17 protein-coding genes are annotated in these 18,655 nt (G+C 47.7%); 13 read left to right on the top strand and 4 right to left on the bottom strand.

The genetic code is table 11. The features are described from left to right. The first annotated feature begins 37 nt into the window (after positions 1-37). From miaA to LL912_RS21250, 7 genes are all read left to right on the top strand, one after another. Positions 38-949: a tRNA (adenosine(37)-N6)-dimethylallyltransferase MiaA gene (miaA, locus tag LL912_RS21280; RefSeq protein WP_235555629.1), complete on the top strand. Its 912-nt coding sequence runs from the start codon at positions 38-40 to the stop codon at positions 947-949. Between the two features lie 148 nt (positions 950-1,097). Continuing rightward, complete coding sequence (locus LL912_RS21275) at positions 1,098-1,559, top strand: GbsR/MarR family transcriptional regulator (RefSeq protein ID WP_235555628.1); 462 nt, start codon at positions 1,098-1,100, stop codon at positions 1,557-1,559. A 16-nt stretch (positions 1,560-1,575) separates the two neighbouring features. Next, positions 1,576-2,772 (top strand): efflux RND transporter periplasmic adaptor subunit, encoded by a 1,197-nt coding sequence (locus tag LL912_RS21270; RefSeq protein WP_235555627.1) that lies wholly within the window; start codon positions 1,576-1,578, stop codon positions 2,770-2,772. A 3-nt stretch (positions 2,773-2,775) separates the two neighbouring features. Continuing rightward, positions 2,776-5,925, top strand: a complete 3,150-nt coding sequence (locus LL912_RS21265) for an efflux RND transporter permease subunit (RefSeq protein WP_235555626.1) — start codon at positions 2,776-2,778, stop codon at positions 5,923-5,925. 97 nt (positions 5,926-6,022) lie between these two features. After that, complete coding sequence (locus LL912_RS21260; protein WP_235555625.1) at positions 6,023-7,447, top strand: efflux transporter outer membrane subunit; 1,425 nt, start codon at positions 6,023-6,025, stop codon at positions 7,445-7,447. A 338-nt stretch (positions 7,448-7,785) separates the two neighbouring features. Next, positions 7,786-8,211, top strand: a complete 426-nt coding sequence (locus LL912_RS21255) for a hypothetical protein (RefSeq protein ID WP_235555624.1) — start codon at positions 7,786-7,788, stop codon at positions 8,209-8,211. Next, positions 8,208-8,660 (top strand): hypothetical protein, encoded by a 453-nt coding sequence (locus tag LL912_RS21250; protein ID WP_235555623.1) that lies wholly within the window; start codon positions 8,208-8,210, stop codon positions 8,658-8,660. Before LL912_RS21255 ends, LL912_RS21250 begins: the two co-directional genes overlap by 4 nt. Here the strand turns inward: LL912_RS21250 and LL912_RS21245 are convergent. Beyond that, complete coding sequence (locus LL912_RS21245; protein ID WP_235555622.1) at positions 8,657-9,484, bottom strand: RDD family protein; 828 nt, start codon at positions 9,482-9,484, stop codon at positions 8,657-8,659. The two genes, LL912_RS21250 and LL912_RS21245, sit on opposite strands and share 4 nt — an antisense overlap. Positions 9,485-9,598: 114 nt before the next feature. Between LL912_RS21245 and LL912_RS21240 the strand changes: the two genes are divergently transcribed. The 5 genes from LL912_RS21240 (at position 9,599) to LL912_RS21220 (ending at position 15,010) form a co-directional block, all read left to right on the top strand. Next, positions 9,599-10,576: a stage II sporulation protein M gene (locus LL912_RS21240; RefSeq protein WP_235555621.1), complete on the top strand. Its 978-nt coding sequence runs from the start codon at positions 9,599-9,601 to the stop codon at positions 10,574-10,576. 61 nt (positions 10,577-10,637) lie between these two features. Beyond that, positions 10,638-11,360, top strand: coding sequence for a hypothetical protein (locus tag LL912_RS21235; protein WP_235555620.1), 723 nt, complete (start codon positions 10,638-10,640; stop codon positions 11,358-11,360). A 14-nt stretch (positions 11,361-11,374) separates the two neighbouring features. Further along, the gene (locus LL912_RS21230; protein WP_235555619.1) at positions 11,375-12,595 is read left to right on the top strand and encodes a DUF4350 domain-containing protein; all 1,221 of its coding nucleotides are present in this window, start codon (positions 11,375-11,377) and stop codon (positions 12,593-12,595) included. A gap of 10 nt (positions 12,596-12,605) precedes the next feature. Continuing rightward, positions 12,606-13,583 (top strand): AAA family ATPase, encoded by a 978-nt coding sequence (locus LL912_RS21225; protein ID WP_235555618.1) that lies wholly within the window; start codon positions 12,606-12,608, stop codon positions 13,581-13,583. 104 nt (positions 13,584-13,687) lie between these two features. After that, the gene (locus LL912_RS21220; protein ID WP_235555617.1) at positions 13,688-15,010 is read left to right on the top strand and encodes a DUF58 domain-containing protein; all 1,323 of its coding nucleotides are present in this window, start codon (positions 13,688-13,690) and stop codon (positions 15,008-15,010) included. 175 nt (positions 15,011-15,185) lie between these two features. On the opposite strand, the gene LL912_RS21215 is transcribed toward LL912_RS21220, so the two are convergent. The 3 genes from LL912_RS21215 to LL912_RS21205 form a co-directional block, all read right to left on the bottom strand. After that, positions 15,186-15,530, bottom strand: a complete 345-nt coding sequence (locus LL912_RS21215; protein ID WP_235555616.1) for a nuclear transport factor 2 family protein — start codon at positions 15,528-15,530, stop codon at positions 15,186-15,188. Positions 15,531-15,619: 89 nt separating this feature from the next. Further along, positions 15,620-16,483 (bottom strand): phosphatidate cytidylyltransferase, encoded by an 864-nt coding sequence (locus LL912_RS21210; RefSeq protein ID WP_235555615.1) that lies wholly within the window; start codon positions 16,481-16,483, stop codon positions 15,620-15,622. Next, positions 16,473-17,387, bottom strand: coding sequence for a CPBP family intramembrane glutamic endopeptidase (locus tag LL912_RS21205; protein ID WP_235555614.1), 915 nt, complete (start codon positions 17,385-17,387; stop codon positions 16,473-16,475). Before LL912_RS21205 ends, LL912_RS21210 begins: the two co-directional genes overlap by 11 nt. A 115-nt stretch (positions 17,388-17,502) precedes the next feature. Here LL912_RS21205 and dusB point away from each other — a divergent pair, with 115 nt between their 5' ends. Next, positions 17,503-18,543, top strand: coding sequence for a tRNA dihydrouridine synthase DusB (dusB, locus tag LL912_RS21200; protein ID WP_235555613.1), 1,041 nt, complete (start codon positions 17,503-17,505; stop codon positions 18,541-18,543). Positions 18,544-18,655 lie beyond the last annotated feature (112 nt).

Raw genomic sequence — 18,655 nt, 5'->3', positions numbered from 1 at the left:
CTATTACCCACGCCTATTCACTATTGCCTGTTCGCAAATGCCGCTTCATAAAAATGTTCTCGTTGTAATTGCTGGTCCCACTGCTGTTGGTAAAACCGCCGTGGCCATCGAGGTTGCCCGGCAGCTCAATACGGTGATTCTTTCTGCCGACAGCCGTCAGTGTTTTAAAGAGTTATCCATAGGTGTGGCCCGCCCTTCGGAAGCAGAATTACAGGCTGTTCCTCATTATTTTATTGCATCACACAGCGTTCACGAAGAAATGAGCGCAGCCATTTATGAAACCTATGCACTGCAATTGCTGGACACTCTGTTCCGTCAACACCCGGTTGTTGTAGTTACCGGCGGCACGGGCCTCTATATAAAGGCCCTGCTGGAAGGATTGGATCCCGTACCAGCCGTTGCAGCCGACCTCCGGAGCGAAATCATCAGCAGCTATGAAACCCTTGGGCTGGGCTGGCTGCAACAGCAACTGCAAAAAAAAGATCCGCTGTTTGCGTCAAAAGGTGAAATGCAGAATCCGCAGCGGATGATGCGCGCACTGGAAGTAGTGGAGGCCACCGGCCGGTCGATTCTTGAATTCCAGTCTCAAACCAAACAACGCCGTCCTTTTGAAACGATCTGTATAGGGCTCGAACTCCCAAGGCCCCTGCTTTATGAACGGATTAACCAACGGGTACTTAACATGATGGAGGCAGGGCTGGAGGCAGAAGTCCGCGGCCTTTTACCCCTGCGCCGACTGAATGCCCTGCAAACCGTAGGTTACCAGGAACTATTTCAATATTTTGACGGAACACTGAGCCGCGAACAGGCCATTGCCCTCCTGCAACAAAACACCCGGCGTTATGCCAAACGACAGCTGACCTGGTTTAAAAAACAACCGGAGTTTCATTGGGTGGAAGACACCGCTTACCAAACTATTTTACCGTTTATAAAATCCATGCTGGAATAGCTGGAGAAATAACATCTCATAATCAAACTTTTAGACGCGTCTGTTGTTAATACACCTTCGCAGGAAAAAGCGATTTAAGGAACTTTCAACACCTGTTTGTTCGTATTTTACCGAACTAACTATAAATTTGCAGTTCGTTTTATAAATTATGGTAGCAACAAAAAAAGAACTTTATCAGGATATGGTCACCTTCTACGGGAACCTTTATGGGCTTCCGCCGCTGAATGCCAAGATCTATGTATATATGATGATCGACCTGAAAACAGACGGCTATACGTTTGATGAACTGCTTGAAAAATTTAACGTTAGCAAGAGCTCGTTATCCAACAGCCTGCAAATGCTGGTACAGAACAAATATGTGGAGTATATTACCCCCATTGATTCGCGGAAGCGGTATTACCGCATCAATCCCAAATTCATGGGCATCCGCTTTGGTAATATCCTCGAAAAGCTGGTGCGCGAAAAAGAGCTTATGCAGCGGATGGTACAATGCAATAAGCAGGTAAAACATCCCAACGAGCAGGTCATCAAAGGGATCAACCAGTACATAACTATTTTAGATAAACATATCAGAACCGTAGAAAGCACCGTAAAAAGTTTACACCAATAACCCGAAATCAGGATTTATGAATACAAAGACCCGTTTTGCAGCAAGCAGCCTCGTTATCCTTCTCCTGGCTGCCTGTGGAGGAAAAAAACAAGCACCCAATCCTAATGCCGCAAGGCCATACCCTGTAATTACCGTACCGGTAAAAACCGTTACCGGCTACAGTGCATACCCGGCAAGCATCCAGGGGCGCAACAACAATGATGTGCGCGCAAAAATATCCGGATATATTAAAGAAGTACTCGTAGACGAGGGACAGGCCGTTCGCAAAGGGCAGGTACTGTTCCGTCTGGAGACCAATACCCTTTCGCAAACCGCAGATGCAGCCAAAAGCGGCGTGAATGCAGCAGAAGCCAGCATCAGCACGGCAGAGGCCAATGTTAATGCTGCGCAGGTAGAAGTTAATAAACTAACACCGCTGGTGGAAAAAAACATCATTAGCAATGTGCAACTCGAAACGGCAAAAGCGAACCTGCGTTCTGCTCAAAGTCAGCTGGTGCAGGCGAGGGCCAACCGTGGCCAGGCGCAGGCCAATTATCGCAGCGCGGCGGCCAATGTGGAATATTCCATCATCCGCAGCCCTATCGACGGTATTGTGGGTAAACTGCCGTTACGGGTAGGTAGCCTGGTAGGACCTACAGATCCTACGCCCCTTACCACGGTTTCCGACGTGAGCGAGATCTATGCCTACTTTTCAATGAACGAAAAAGAATACCTGAGCTTCCTGGAACAAACACCGGGGCTAACAGTTGCGCAAAAGCTCAATAACATTCCCCCTGTTTCACTGGAACTTGCCAATGGATCTGAATATGGCCAAAAAGGAAAGGTAAAAGCCGTTACCGGCCAGATTGATCCGAATACCGGAACCATTCTCTTCCGCGTATCCTTCCCCAACCAGGGAAGATTACTGGCAAACGGAAACAGCGGCACCATCAAAATCCCTAAAACCTATACTGATGTTTTGGCCGTTCCGGAGGCCGCCACTTTTGAGCAACAGGGAATTATTTATGTATATAAAGTAGGTAAAGACACCGTAAACTCAGTGGTTGTAGGCGTTCTGGACCGTATTAACAACATGGCCCTGCTGGGTGGAGGTGTTAACAAGGGTGATACCATTATCGCAGCCGGCGTGGGCGGATTGCGGAACGGTGCCGCTATAATACCCCGTCCTGCTGATTTTGACAGTATTACTAACGCCATTAAACCTGTTTTTTAACACATGATTAAAACATTTATCAACCGACCGATCCTGTCTACGGTGATCTCCGTAATACTTGTATTACTGGGGATACTGGGAGTCATTTCCCTGCCCGTAACACAGTATCCAGATATTGCCCCGCCCACGGTAAACGTGCGGGCAACCTATACCGGCGCCAATGCCGAAACCGTACAAAAAAGTGTAATCATTCCTATTGAAGAACAGGTGAACGGCGTGGAGGGGATGGATTATATTACTTCCACCGCGGGTAATGACGGTAGTGCCACCATCAACGTATTCTTTAAACAGGGTATTGACCCGGACATTGCTGCGGTAAACGTACAGAACCGTGTGGCGCGCGCCACGCCTCTGCTGCCAGCCGAGGTAACAAGGGCTGGGGTGGTAACTCAAAAGCAGCAGACCAGCGCCCTGATGTTCCTTACCTTTTATACCACTAATAAGGAGCTCAATGATGTATTCCTGCAAAACTACCTCGATATTAACGTGATTCCCGGTATCAAACGGATCTACGGAGTGGGCGATGCCACCGTATTCGGTGGAAAGTCGTACTCGATGCGTATCTGGCTGGATCCGCAAAAGCTGGCCGCATATGGCATCCAGCCCAGTGATGTAACCGCCGCCATCAATAGCCAGAGCCTGGAAGCCGCAGCAGGATCTGTGGGGCAGAACAGCGGAAGCGCCTTTGAATATGTGATCAAGTACAAAGGCAAATTCAACGAAAAAGAACAATACGATAACATCATCATCAAATCGCTTGGGCAAGGTGCGTTTTTACGGCTGAAAGATGTAGCCACCGTAAAACTGGATGCCCTGTCTTATGCTGGTGTAGGCGAAAGCTCCGGAAACCCCGGTATCAGTATGGGCATCTTCCAGACACCCGGGTCTAATGCCCAGCAAATCATCGTGGATATAAAAAAATATCTGAAAGAGACCGAAAAAACACTACCACAGGGAATCGGCTATGTGATCAATTATGATACCAACGAGTTTCTGGAAGCCTCTATCGAAAAGGTCATTCACACCCTGGTGGAAGCCTTTATCCTGGTATTTATTGTCGTGTACATCTTCCTGCAGGATTTCCGCTCTACGCTCATCCCGGCTATTGCCGTTCCGGTATCCATTATAGGTACCTTTTTCTTCCTGAACCTGATGGGCTTTTCATTAAACCTGCTGACCCTGTTTGCATTGGTGCTGGCCATCGGTATCGTTGTGGACGATGCCATCGTAGTGGTAGAGGCCGTCCACGCCAAAATGGATCACGGGGAACGGGATCCCAAAAAAGCTACCATGGATGCCATGCACGAAATCACGGGCGCCATCATCTCCATTACTCTTGTAATGGCTGCGGTGTTTATTCCTGTAACCTTTATCAGTGGTCCTACCGGTGTATTCTATAAACAGTTCGGTATTACACTGATCATAGCCATTCTTATCTCCGCAGTAAACGCGCTTTCCCTCAGTCCTGCACTCTGTGCGCTACTCCTGCGGCCGCATCCGGAAGATCATGAACATAAAAAGAAAAATTTCCTCCAGCGCTTTTTTGCCAGTTTCAATGCGGCTTTTACGGCAATGACCACACGTTACGGAAAAGCGTTCATTTTTCTTATCCGTCATAAATGGGTTACGCTGATTATCCTGGTGGCTTCAATGGGTCTGATTCTTTTCATCAGCAAAAAGACGCCAACCGGCTTTGTACCTGCGGAAGACCGGGGTATTATATTCGGCAACGTGGAGCTGCCGCCCAGTGCTACCATGGACCGTACTTACCAGGCTATGAAAGAGCTTACCGCCAAAGCCGCAAAAATACCCGGAGTACAGGGCGTTACTTTCAGCACCGGGCGAAGCCTGATCTCCGGTTCGGGAAGCAACTACGGGCTTGCCTTTATCAAACTGGCGCCGTTTAAAGACCGGAATTCCGCAAAGGGACAAAGTGTGGATGATATCACCAAACAATTATTTGGTGTAGGCGCTACCATACCGGACTCCAGGATGATCTTCTTTAGTCCACCCAGCGTACCGGGTTTTGGTAACAGCGCCGGTTTTCAGCTTTCCCTACTCAACAAAGGCGGACAGTCGATCAGTGAACTGGATGGAACCGCTCAGCGCTTTATCGGCGAGTTGATGAAGCGCCCGGAAATCCAGTTTGCACAAACATCATTCAACACCAAGTATCCGCAATATGAAATGGTGATCAATGTACCAAAAGCCAGCGAGGCTGGTGTATCGGTAAGCAGTCTGTTATCTACCATGCAGGGTTATATCGGTGGCATCTACGCCGCAGATTTTACAAAATACGGTAAGCAGTACCGCGTAATGGTGCAGGCCCTGCCCGAAGCAAGGATGGACATCAACAGCCTGAATTCCTTTTTTATCAAAACAGGAAGTGGTCAAATGGCACCAGTATCACAGTTTGTAACACTGGAACGCGTTTACGGTCCACAGTCCGTTACCCGTTTCAACCTGTTCTCTTCTGCCGATCTTACGGGGGCTACCAACCCCGGTTACAGTACGGGAGATGCCATCAAAGCGGTACAGGAAGTAGCCCAGACCACGCTTTCCACCAGTTATGGAATCGACTATTCCGGTTTAACAAGAGAAGAAATCAATGCCGGTTCGCAAACGCTGATCATCTTTGCATTGAGTCTTGTATTTGTATACTTTATTCTCAGCGCCCAGTATGAAAGCTATATCATCCCGCTTTCGGTAATTATTTCCCTGCCCATGGGGGTAATGGGCGCCTACCTGGGGCAGTGGTTATTCGGGCTTGAAAACAATATCTATTTCCAGATCGCGTTGATCATGCTGGTGGGGCTGCTCGCCAAAAATGCAATCCTGATCGTGGAATTTGGGGTGCAGCGCCGGCACAGAGGAGAGAGCATTCCCATGGCCGCCATCAACGCAGCGAAGGCAAGGTTGCGCCCCATTCTCATGACCTCCTTTGCATTTATCGCCGGTATGATGCCCCTGGTATATGCAACCGGTATCGGTGCCATTGGTAACCGCTCCATTGCCACCGGTGCGGCCTCCGGCCTGTTGATTGGTACCATCCTTGGGTTATTAGTCATACCGGTGCTGTTTGTGATCTTCCAGTGGCTGCAGGAAAGGATCCGCCCGGTTAAGATCAATAAGGCTGAAAAATTATCAGAATAATCAATCAAAGCAATACCATCTGTTTTACGCCGGTCTGAAGCAACCGTTTATGAAGCAGGAGTACCGCAACGTAAAAGAACAGGAAAAAAACAGAGATATGAAATCAAACAATATGATCCGGGTATTTAACCCCCTGCCGGCATTGCTGCTGGTGATGGTCCTGCTACAGGCATGTTTTGTGGCAAAACCGTACCAGCGGCCCAAAGATCTGGTTGACGACCGTTATTACCGTACCGACCAGCTCCCTGCAGACACTACTACCATTGCAGACCTTTCCTGGAAGGAACTGTTTACGGATGAAAAACTGGTGGGTTATATCAACAAAGCACTTGAAGAAAACCTGGACATCCGGACCGCTATCCAGCAGATTGCCACTGCCGAAGCTTATATGAAACAAGGCAGAGCCGGCTTTTTTCCAACCTTATCCGCAGGACCATCCGTAACCTACCAGACCAATTCGCTGAATACACAGCTGGGGCAGCTGGCAGGCGGACACCGGCTGCACCTATTCCAGTACGGCATCAGTGGCAACCTATCCTGGGAAGCGGATATCTGGGGAAAGATCAAAAGCAATAAAGAAGCGGCTGTTGCCAATTTTCTGAAATCACAGGCCGCGCACCAGGCCGTAAAATCAGACCTGATCGCAGCCATTGCAGATACGTATTACCAGCTGATGTCATTGGATGAACAGAAAAAGATCACGGAGGAAACCATCCGTTACCGCGAGCAAAACCTGGAAACAACGAAGGCACTTAAAAATTCGGGCAGCCTCACCCAGGTAGCTGTAAAGCAAAGCGAAGCCCTGTTGTTGAATTCGAGAGGCATCCTGGTGAACCTGAACAACAGCATCAAGCTGATGGAAAACTACTTCTGTATGCTCCTGAGTATTCCTCCGCAATCCATCGAACGGAACACACTGGATCAGCAACAGATCAACACTTCCCTGGCCATTGGCGTGCCTGTACAGTTGCTCACAAACCGGCCGGATGTAAAAGCGGCCGAGTTTGGTTATATGAATGCCTATCACATGACCAACGCAGCAAAGGCAGCATTTTATCCTTCGCTAACCCTTAGCGCCAGCGGCGGACTGCAAAGCGTAGATTTTGACCGGCTCTTCAGCGTCAGCTCTCTTTTTGCAACCGCAACGGGATCCCTGCTGCAGCCTGTGTTGAATAAACGCCAGATCCGTACACAATATGAGGTATCGCAGGCCAACCAGCAAATGGCATACAACAGTTATAAGAAAACCATCCTGAATGCAGCAAAGGAGGTATCCGATGCCTTATTCAGTTATGATGCGCAGCAAAAACTCATCGATTTTAAAAGACAGGAATTTCAGCAATATGACTCTGCTACGCAGTATTCGCAGGAGCTTGTAAACAACGGTATGGGTAATTATCTGGATGTGATCACCGCCATGACCAACAAATTGCAGGCGGAACTGAATTACGTGGATGCCAAATATGGCAAACTGAATGCCGTGATTCAGTTATATAAAGCACTGGGGGGCGGCTGGCGGTAAACCGGCCGGAGCCTGCCAGGCGGTATCAAAACGATGTATCGATTTTGATACCGCTTTTTTTATTTCAGCGCTGAAAGAAGCATAACAGCAAACCGGTGTCAAAATTGTTTTTATTTCCGGTGGGCGAGAATACTGACCGCAGCGGCAGCAATGGTTTGTGTTTTTGCAAATCATCAAAGGGTACACCTTTTTTTTAATATAACGGATGCCTGTTTATTATAAAACGCTTGCTCTGACCGAACGCGTAAGGACAGGAATCAGAAAAATCTCAGGTCTACCAGCATTGTGCCGCCTTTCTAAAAAAAACATGGCCTATATTTACATTTTAAAAAATAACAATGACCGAACAGGACCCAGATTCCATTTTTGACACCGGCGCCGATCCGGAATTGGACCATCAGTTGCTGGCAATCAGCCGGTGGGCACGCCTGATCACCGTGATCGGCTTTAGCATGGGGGCATTTGTAGTAGCCGTCATGCTGGTAAACGGTGCCATGATTTTAAAAACCTTTGAAAGTATTCTGCCGGTAAAAGCGGAAGGGACTTATGGTGCCCTGATCTTTGTTTTTTTTATCTTCTTCTTTTTAACAGCAACGGTACTGTATTTTCTATATAAGGCAGCCAGTTGTTTAAAAGCAGGCGTGCTACAAAAAAACACCACGCTGCTTGCGGAAGGGTTTTCAAATTTTCACCGATTTTTTATCGCTATGGCCATCCTTTCAGGGATCAGCCTCCTTGCGAATATTTCAACACTGTTTCAATGAACTATCCGGAACACGACAAAAGCGCATCATTTATACCGCTTGATGTTTACACAAAGAGCAAGATTAATAGTACTGCAAAGGTTGCCGGTGCTGCTGCCATTCTTTCCATTGCCGGTACGATCATCAGTCTGCTTGCATATATTACAAAGCCGTCGGTAAGAACGGGGCTGACAAAAGAGGGATTCGATGACGCAACAATACAGGTTGCCGCGAAGAGTTCCGTACTCCTGGTTATATTTTCGGTACTGATTAGCGCCGTATTATTTTACACGCTTTATAGTTTCTCCAAACTTGTTCGGAAAGGGCTGGCCACTGATGATTGCCGCACGCTTAACAGGGGACTGTTTCACCTGGCCAGTTATTTTAAAATCATTGGTATTCTTTTACTATGTGCCCTGGGGTTCCTGTTTTTATCATCCCTTATGCTGGGGCTGGGAGCTGCCACTTAAACAAGTTGCCGAGTAGAAAGATAATTGTAATCCTCCAGCAGTTTATCTAAAAACTGATACGGCTCCATATCCGTTTCAATTTTCAGGTACTGTTGCACGCGGTCGGCGGCGCTCCTCAGGGATTCGTACCGGTGGGTCTTATGCGCGTTATCCAACAGGTTTTTGATAACGTTCAGATCCCGGTCGGAGATATGCATTACCTGCGGGAAAACCGGCACATAATCATCACGTACTTCCCGGAAGATCGTTGCAGAAAGATCCTCCTGCCGGTTCGTGCGGATCAGGATGGTATGTGCCAGCAGGTCGCCGATGCGCTGCGACCGTTTTGAAGAGGCCACCAGCACAATATCCGTAACCAGGAATCCCAGCGCCAGCAGCAGTATAAAAAAAGTCTGCAGGCTTGTACCACCTCCTTCCAAACGCAGCAGCAGGAACAGGATCATCACCATCCAAAGATCGGAAACCCGCAGCAGCCACCGGATCAGGAACTGGCTGACACTCGCCTTTCCTCCCTTATCGTTTACGACCCGCAGCCTCATTATTTTTTTACCCACACTTTGACCGTTGGTAGTTATTTCCATAATGATATGGTATAAAAAAACGGGAGCGACGGTCAGCAACTGAAGCGCCCACAAATTATACTGGGCATCCTCATTCCAATAAGATGCCGGGCCGGTCAGTTTTTCCACCAGCCAGGAGGCCGCAATCAGGTAACAGATTTCCACGGCCATATCAATCAGCAGGGATGCCAGCCGCCTTCCAAAGCTGGGCACTTCAAAAGCCACATCAATATTAAAAGAAGTAGGAATGCTGATTACCGGCATGGAGCAAGTGTTTTACCAGGCAAAATACGTTTTTAATTGCTATATCCGTACGATTATTTACCGGCAGGATTGATCTTCTTAAATAAAAATTGTATTTTGGCAAAAATCTTTTGCTTGAGAGAAGCACTGTTTATTAAAAAAAATAAAGACCGCTGGCTGAAAAACCAACAGGAACCTCCGGAGGCGCCCGATGAGCAGGCCCGATCGTTTACCCAACTGGTTGACGACCTGGCTTATGCAAAAACTTTTTATCCCACCAGCAAAACCACACAGTATCTGAATAAACAGGCATCAGATATGTATCTAAGCATTTACCAGAACCATAAGGAAGATTCCAGCCGGATCACTTATTTCTGGAAATACGAATTACCGCTGGTCATCTATAAACAACGGAGGGCTGTTTTATTTGCCTTTATACTCTTCATTGTCTTTTTCCTGCTGGCGTTTTTTATTGCAGCAAAAGACCAGGAACTGGCCAATAATTTTTTTGGCGACAACTATGTACAAAAGACCCTGGATAATATCGCAGATGGCAATCCCTTTGGTATTTATGAAACCGGTAACCCGGTGTTAAGCTGGCTCGGTATTATGATCAACAATATCCGGGTAGCCTTCTTCTTTTTTGTTTCCGGTGTTTTTTGCGGCATTCCTACCCTTTACAAACTGGCTGAAACCGGCGCCATGATGGGCATTTTCGACCAGTTATTCGCCTCAAGGGGATTGGGCATCCAGTTCTGGATGGTGGTATTCGTGCATGGCACCCTGGAGATCACCGCTATTATCCTGGCAGGCGCGGCCGGCCTGGTTTTAGGGAAAAGTTTTTTGTTTCCCGGCACTAAAAAACGCATGGAGGCGTTTGCAGAAGGGGCAAAGGATGGTGTCAAAATCATGATCGGCATTTTGCCGGCGTTTGTCATTGCTGCACTTTTTGAAGGATTGTTCACAAGGCTCTATAATAATGCTTCCTGGTTTACCACGTTGCTAACGGCGGCCTCTGTCCTTTTTGTAATCTGGTATTTTATCATCTATCCGGTGCTGCTGTTCCGCCGGGGCAGCAGCATGATAAAGGAGGGCTCTGCAAAACATGCATAATCGCCTCCGAATCATATTCCGTTTGGCCTGTCTCGGCCTGCTGTTAACTGGCATGCCCTGTATGGCCCAGGATGAAAAAGAAACGGCAGTAACCGTTTTGGATTCGTCTGCAGATAATGATACTGTTGCGGAGGAGGCGGTCATTGAAAGTACCGCCTCCTTCAACCCGGTGGAAGGGTTTGAGAACGAACAGGACACCATCCGTCCGATGCCCGGCCAGTTCACTGTTAAACTGCGGGAAGACCCTGCCTTCGACTATGTAAAAACCGGCCTGAAGCCGGGCAAAGACAAACCGGAAGAAGCCCGCGACAACTCCGGCCGCCTCAGCGGTTTAGCCGCTTTTTTTAAAGCAGTTCCCTATATTGCCATTGCTGTTTTTATTGTACTGCTGCTATGGTACCTGGCAGCGCATAATTTTATCTTATTCCGCAAAAAAAGCACTCCACTTAATACCCCGGCGATAAAGGAAGCACCACAGGATATTTTCTCTATTGATTATGCCGCTTCCATTCATCAGGCCTTGCAACAAAAGAATTACCGGCTGGCCATCCGCCTGCAATACCTGGAGCTTTTGAAAAAACTATCCGACCGTCAGCTGATTCATTTTTTACCCGACAAAACAAATTTTGAATACCTGCTTCAAATGCGCGCCAGTAATTACTACGACGACTTCTTTACCGCCACGCGTCATTATGAATACAGCTGGTATGGCTTGTTTGAGGTTACTGAAAATATGTATCAGAAAATAAATACCACCTTCCAGCAACTCAAACAAAAACTATAATCCTTATTGATCGCTTGAAAAAATATGCTCCATATTTCTTGCTGCTCCTGCTGACCGGCGTCATCTTCTTGCTGTTTGTACGAACCGGCAAAAAAAACGCGAAACCGGTCAGTACATTTGTTTCCTTAAAAAAAGAAGACAAGAACCCCTATGGCACTTATGTGGCATACGAGGGAATGAAACATTTTTTTCCCACCGCGGATCTTCGTTCCAATACTAAAAATTTCCTGGAAGACACCCTGTTGAACCAGGAATCCCCGGGACGGCTTTTTATCAGCATCGGTCCCCAGTTTACAATTTCCTCCTATGAACTGGATGCCCTGGTGCGTTTTATTGAAGAAGGAAACACGGTCTTCATCAGCTGTTTCCGCCCGGGTGAGGAACTGGAACAGCTGATCGACGGCAGGGCCAGCGTCGGGGCCATACAATCCTACCCTTTTGCCGATTACGGACCAGACACCATGCATGTAGAACTGGATGCCGCCCCCTTTCCAAAAAGTTACACGACCCGTTATCCCGGCGTGGCATTGGAGGGATATTTTGTCAGAACGGACAAAAGCACCACCCGTATCCTCGGACGCGGCCAGGAAGGCCGGGCGAATTTCATCGAACTGAGAAAAGGAAAAGGCCGGTTGTTCCTGCACCTTTCACCCTTAACTTTTAGCAACTATTTTTTATTGTATCAAAACAATATCGAATATTTCAGCCAGGTATTTTCGATGATCCCCGGCGATACCCATACCATTATCTGGGATGAATATTACCGCAAGCGGAGATATGCCAACAACAAAAAAAATGGCTGGTTTGCCTCTATTATGAAGCAGCAATCATTCCGAAGCGGCATCCTGCTGGCTTTATTCCTCCTGCTCGTTTTCACCTTGCTTGAGATGCGGCGGCGGCAACGTTTTATTCCCCGGATTGCGCCTCCAAAAAACGATACACTGGATTTTGTAAAAACAATGGGATTGCTTTATTATGACAAAAAAGACAACGTGAACCTGGCTCAAAAAATGAGCGCCTATTTCCTGGAGCATCTGCGGAATAAATATCATATCTTTTCAAAGGAACTGAATGAAGCCTTTGTCCGGGAAGTCAGTGATAAAAGCGGTGCCGACCCATCTCTGGTAACGACCATTGTCAACCAGATCAAAAAGGTCAACCAGGAAGGAGTCATTCCGGATGCCGACCTGGTCCTGTTACAGGCAAACATTGAAAAATTTTATAAGAGCGTTTAAAAACAACAGAATGGAAGAACCGATTTTTGAAAACCGTGTCAATCTTAACGATCTCAATCAGGCTGTCATGAAAATCACTGATGAAATCAAAAAGATCATTATCGGCCAGGACGAAATGGTCCGGCTGATCATTACCGCATTACTGGCCGATGGGCATGTGCTGATACAGGGCGTGCCCGGCGTTGCCAAAACCCTTACTGCCAAACTGGTAGCACGTTCTGTGAATGCCGTTTTTTCCCGTATCCAGTTCACGCCAGACCTGATGCCCTCCGATGTGATCGGCACACCGGTATTTAACCCGGCAGACGCCCGCTTTGAGTTTAAGAAAGGGCCGGTATTTGGACATATTGTGCTGGTTGACGAAATTAACCGTGCTCCCGCCAAAACACAGGCAGCATTGCTGGAAGTAATGGAAGAACGGCAGGTTTCCGTTGACGGAAAAACCTATACTATGGAGGCTCCTTTTATGGTTATTGCCACGCAAAACCCTATTGAGCAAGAGGGGACCTATCGCCTTCCCGAAGCCCAGCTGGATCGCTTCCTTTTTAAAATTGAAGTGCCATATCCAACCGAAGAAGAAGAACTTCAGATCCTCAGCCGGTTTCATCAACTGGGCAACCATAACCCGCTGGACAGTATACGACAGGCGTTAACAGGAGCACAGATCAACGAGCTGCGGCAGCAGGTAAAATCGATCCTTATCGAGGAAAAATTGCTAGGCTTTATCGCAAAGCTGGTGCACCACACCCGGAACAATAAGGCCATCTATCTGGGCGCCTCACCCCGGGCCTCCCTGTCGATCATGAATGCATCCAAGGCGATGGCCGCAATCAGTGGCCGTGACTTTGTTACACCAGATGACGTACTGGCGGTGGCTGCACCCGTTTTGAGACACCGCATTGTGCTGTCGCCTGAAAAAGAAATGGAGGGTATTACAGAAAACGAGATCATTAAGCAAATGATCAACGGGCTGGAAATACCGAGGTAAATCGCAATCCTAAATTCTAAATATCAAATTCCAAATACCAATTCCCGTGTCCCGAATCTCTGGTCTCAAAACTCAATTCTGAATCTCAAATCTCAGATCACTCCTTGCAATCCTTTTATCTCAATAAAATCGTTTATTATATCGGCGGTGCACTGGCACTGTGCTTTATCACCAGCTATTTTATACCACAGCTGTACACCATTGCTTCCTTGTTATTGCTGTGCCTCTGCGTAACCGTTCTCGTAGATACCCTGCTGGTTTACCGGAAACGAAACGGCATTATTGCCACACGCACCACACCAGACCGTTTGAGCATCGGCGATGCGAACCAAATCAGCCTGCATCTTTTCAACAATTATCCTTATCCCGTTTCGCTTTCTATTATCGACGAGTTGCCGGCCCAGTTCCAGGAGCGGAACTGGATACGGTATGTATCCTTAGCAGGCAACCAGGGAACGGATATACACTATGAAGTAAAACCGCTCACCCGCGGCACTTACACCTTTCACGATATCCATGTATTCGTTACAGCTCCGTTACGGCTGGTTACCCGCAGGTTTACCATCCCGGCACAAAAAACCACCAAGGTATATCCTTCGTTTGTACAAATGCGCCGGTTCCAACTGCTGGCCATCAGCAACCGGCTGCAGGAAGCCGGTGTAAAACGGTCACCACGGCTGGGGCACAGCATGGAGTTTGAGCATATTAAAGAATACGTACGCGGCGATGATTACCGCACCATCAACTGGAAGGCCACCGGACGTAAGGGCAACATCATGGTGAATAATTACACGGATGAAAGAAGCCAGCAGGTTTATTGCATCATCAATAAGGGGCGTGTAATGAAGATGCCCTTTGAGGGAATGACCTTAATGGATTATGCCATCAATGCCTCGCTGGTGCTCTCCAATATCTCGATCGTAAAACAGGACAAGGCGGGTCTGATCACTTTTGCAGAAAACCTGGATAGCTTTATTGCTGCCGACAAACGTCCGGGGCAGATCAGCCGGCTCCTCGAAACCCTGTATCAACAGGAGACCCGCTTCCTGGAAGCCGATTATGAAAAACTATACACGGTAATCCGGAACAGGATCAATAGTCGCAGCCTGCTGGTGCTCTTTACGAATTTTGAATCGATCGAGAGCCTCCAGCGGGAACTGCCGGCATTGAAGAAAATGGCCCATTATCACCTGCTGCTGGTAGTTATTTTTGAAAACACCGCCATCAAAGGACTCATTGAATCTTCCGCAACAAATCTTGAAGAAGTTTATATCAAGACTATTGCCGAAAAATTTGCCTTTGAAAAGCGGCAGATGATCAAGGAACTGCAGCAGAACGGCATTCTGGGCATTCTTACGACGCCTCAGCAACTCACAGTAAATACCATCAACAAATACCTGGAGCTGAAGAACCGGGCAAGGATCTAAGCTTTGGGATTAAATTCTAAAATCTAAATTCCAAATATCAGAAGACTAAAATCCAGCTCCGGGTTATGGGTTTGAAAATCAGGATGCGCTTGTTCAGCGTTTTTATCCGGGAGGCTCTTAAAGACACACCGTCGGCTTTCTGCCAACAGGCAACAATGTTGCAACCAGCACATACTTATTTTTGCCCGGAATCCAGCAACGGCCTCGGATCAAATACCACCTTAAATGACCGGATCTTCCCTGCTTCTGTATGATACCAGCCGGAGGCCAGGATTTTTTTACCATTCATGTCAATATTGTACCAGAGGCATACGTCTTCGCCGCCCCCGAAAGATTGCAATACTTCATATTTCAGCTTCATTTGCGACATTTCCTTTACGTAAAGATCTGCGCCCTCTCGCTTCCCCAGCACGCCTTCAAATACAAAATCATCATGCAATACATTTCTTGCTCCTGAAAAATTTTCGTTGTTGAGATCCCCGATGAATTGGGATACCACCGTTGTTGCGTTGTGATTCATATTATGTTATTTTAATAGAATTACAAAGCTAAAGTGGAAAAAGAAAAAATGGTGTGATCATTATCACAAAAACCGCTCCGTTCTGTTCTTTATTTGAGAAGTAACAGGAACAACCATACGAAAGGAATGGTTACCAGCAGGGAATCGAACCGGTCCATAAAACCGCCATGTCCGGGCATAATATGGCCGCTGTCCTTTACACCCGCCATCCGCTTCAGCTTTGATTCCAGCAGATCACCCGCGGTACCTGCAACCGCGGCTATCAGCGAAACACCCAGCAGTACCTGCCATTGAAACCAGTATTGCAGGATCAGTGTAATGGCGGCTACACAAAGCAGCATCCCACCAACGGTTCCTTCCACGGTTTTCTTGGGAGAAATCTTTGAAAGGGGCGTTTTCCCGATCATCGAACCAACCAGGTAGGCACAGGTGTCGTTGATCCATATGGCCACGATCAGCAAAACGGGTATAAAGAAACCCGACATTGCATGCCGGGCAGGCTCCTTCATAATATGAATTTCGGTCGAATACCGCAGCAACAGCAACAGGGTCCAGCTCAGCGAAATATAAACAAAACCCAACGCCGCTGCGCCCAGGGCCTTTATATGAATGCGCTGCCGGAACATCCCTGACACCAGCAATATCAGTCCGGCCAGCAGAAACGGCAATGAAAAGCTCGAGGCAAGGGTATAACCAAACCACTGTAGCGTTCCGCAGCAAAGCAGCAGCAAATGATACCCCGTTAAACAGAAGCCAAGTTTCAAATAGGGATGAAAAGAAACGCTGAAGATCTTTTCGATCAGCTGCAGGTATTCCCACCAGCAGCCGAAATGGATCAGGCTGATTAATATTAAAAAGCTCCATTCGTTATAAAGCAATCCGGCCATCATCACCGCTACAAAAATTAGAGCAGTAAAAGCCCTTGTCCAGAATGTATTCCAGTTAAATGCCATCGGCCGGTTTTTTTTGTTTTATTTTTTTATTCATCCACATAAAAAGAACGGCCACCACCGGCACAGCCATCAATCCCAGGTAACTGCCGCTTTTATCGCTCATCGCCTCAGCAAGGGACTTCCCGGATTGCACCTGGAGGTACATGGCTATCACCGCCAGGGCATTGTTGATAAAATGGGCCAGAATACTCAGCCAGATATTGCCGGATAACTGGTAAATCAATCCCAGGATCACACCCAGTGCGAGGCGGGAAAGAAACCCATAACCCGACATGTGCACGATGCTGAAGATCAGGCTTACCACAATCACCGCCATCCAACGATTTCCGTTACCCCGGTACATAAAATTCTGCAATCCGCCCCGGAAAAACGCTTCTTCGCAAACGGCAGGTACCAGTGCCAGCACCAGGATCGAAAGCAGCAGGTCGGGTATGCTTTTAAAGCTTACAAGACCCGCAGCCTGCGCGGCATAAACCTGTTCCCATTGGTCAAACTGTGCCTTAACAGATACCGGCAGCGGCAGCTGGTAACTTAAATGTCCCAGCCCTGCGCTTACGCCCAAACCACAAAGAATGAGCACGATACTAAGCACTACCAGGTCGCCCTCCGGCTTTTGGCTAAACCCAACCAGTTTCAACGGCTTATGGCTTAAAAAAGAAGCAGTTACCAGTGTAGGCGCCAAAAAGCCAAACAGCGCCTGAAGGGTTTGAAGCAGTTGCATCTCCCTCAGATAAGCGGGATTTCCGACAGCCGCTGCCAGTTCAGCAAGTCCCTTTCCCGTCATCAGATTCCAGGCAATACCTCCGATAGCTCCAGCCAGGAACATGCCTCCCACACCAAAAGCAATCAACATAAAAAATCCCGCCGTATAGGAGATATCCTTCTTATCAAGATCAGTCATCATAGTATCAAAAAAATAAATCGTACCTTTGCGGGCTCAAAAATAGTTGATTTCTGCAAGTTGAGCGTAGACCACTGAACGCTAAATGCTGATAGCTGTTAAACTGATAACACAAGAAATGGTAAACATAGGAAACATATCGCTGCCGGATTTCCCGCTTTTACTCGCTCCCATGGAGGATGTCAGCGATCCGCCTTTTCGCGCTGTATGCAAGGATAACGGTGCCGACCTGATGTATACCGAGTTCATCAGCAGCGAGGGTCTGATCCGCGACGCGATCAAAAGCCGCCGGAAACTGGATATTTTTGATTATGAACGACCGATCGGCATCCAGATCTTTGGAGGCGATGAAGACAGTCTGTCTCTGGCTGCAAAAATCGTAGATGTTACCCAACCAGACCTGCTGGACATCAATTTTGGCTGCCCTGTAAAAAAAGTGGCGCTGAAAGGAGCCGGAGCGGGTGTACTGAAAGATATCGATCTGATGGTTCGTCTTACCGAAGCCGTGGTAAAATCCACTTCCCTGCCGGTAACCGTAAAAACCAGGCTTGGCTGGGACGACAGCATGCTGAACATTGAGGAAGTGGCAGAACGCCTGCAGGATGTGGGCATTAAAGCACTGGCCATTCATGGCCGCACCCGCTGCCAGATGTACAAAGGTGAGGCCGACTGGACATTGATCGGTAAAGTAAAAAACAATCCCCGGATCCATATTCCCATTTTTGGGAACGGCGATATCGATAGTCCGCAAAAAGCACTGGAGTATCGGAACCGCTACGGCGTGGATGGCATTATGATCGGGCGCGCCGCCATTGGTTATCCCTGGATCTTCCGGGAAATAAAGCATTATGTTCAAACAGGCGCTGTGCTGGCGCCCCCTACTGTGGAAGAACGGGTAAACGTGGTGCGCAAACACCTGCAAAAAAGTGTAGAATGGAAGGGCCCGATCGTTGGTATCAATGAAATGCGCCGCCATTATGCCAACTACCTGAAAGGCTTGCCCAATATAAAAGAATACCGGAGCAAACTGGTGCGCCTCGCAGAAGAATCCGCCATTCGGGAAGTGCTGGATGAAATCATTGAAAAATATTCTGGTCTTGAAATGCAAGCCACACCCATTGAGCTGATCAACTACCACGAAAAATGCCCGGTGAATTAATGTGTTTAGCGGCTGTAGTTTATAATCATAACCCGTTATCCGAAGCATTCGTGAATTGTTAATGATGACCAGAGAAGCAAATCAGACCGCCTGATTCGGCAACCATTTTTTA

The organism is Niabella agricola (genome assembly GCF_021538615.1).
In the GTDB taxonomy this organism is placed as follows: Bacteria; Bacteroidota; Bacteroidia; order Chitinophagales; family Chitinophagaceae; genus Niabella; species Niabella agricola.
The sequence above is the reverse complement of the archived record's forward strand: the minus strand, read 5'-3'. Positions and strand labels throughout refer to the sequence as shown.

Coding starts and splice junctions, on each gene's coding strand:
- LL912_RS21255 (WP_235555624.1), top strand. CDS start 7,786: ATGACCGAACAGGACCCAGATTCCATTTTTGACACCGGCGCCGATCCG.
- LL912_RS21215 (WP_235555616.1), bottom strand. CDS start 15,530: ATGAATCACAACGCAACAACGGTGGTATCCCAATTCATCGGGGATCTC.
- LL912_RS21205 (WP_235555614.1), bottom strand. CDS start 17,387: ATGATGACTGATCTTGATAAGAAGGATATCTCCTATACGGCGGGATTT.
- LL912_RS21245 (WP_235555622.1), bottom strand. CDS start 9,484: ATGCCGGTAATCAGCATTCCTACTTCTTTTAATATTGATGTGGCTTTT.
- LL912_RS21275 (WP_235555628.1), top strand. CDS start 1,098: ATGGTAGCAACAAAAAAAGAACTTTATCAGGATATGGTCACCTTCTAC.
- LL912_RS21210 (WP_235555615.1), bottom strand. CDS start 16,483: ATGGCATTTAACTGGAATACATTCTGGACAAGGGCTTTTACTGCTCTA.
- LL912_RS21225 (WP_235555618.1), top strand. CDS start 12,606: ATGGAAGAACCGATTTTTGAAAACCGTGTCAATCTTAACGATCTCAAT.
- LL912_RS21250 (WP_235555623.1), top strand. CDS start 8,208: ATGAACTATCCGGAACACGACAAAAGCGCATCATTTATACCGCTTGAT.
- LL912_RS21265 (WP_235555626.1), top strand. CDS start 2,776: ATGATTAAAACATTTATCAACCGACCGATCCTGTCTACGGTGATCTCC.
- miaA (WP_235555629.1), top strand. CDS start 38: ATGCCGCTTCATAAAAATGTTCTCGTTGTAATTGCTGGTCCCACTGCT.
- dusB (WP_235555613.1), top strand. CDS start 17,503: ATGGTAAACATAGGAAACATATCGCTGCCGGATTTCCCGCTTTTACTC.
- LL912_RS21260 (WP_235555625.1), top strand. CDS start 6,023: ATGAAATCAAACAATATGATCCGGGTATTTAACCCCCTGCCGGCATTG.
- LL912_RS21270 (WP_235555627.1), top strand. CDS start 1,576: ATGAATACAAAGACCCGTTTTGCAGCAAGCAGCCTCGTTATCCTTCTC.
- LL912_RS21235 (WP_235555620.1), top strand. CDS start 10,638: ATGGCCCAGGATGAAAAAGAAACGGCAGTAACCGTTTTGGATTCGTCT.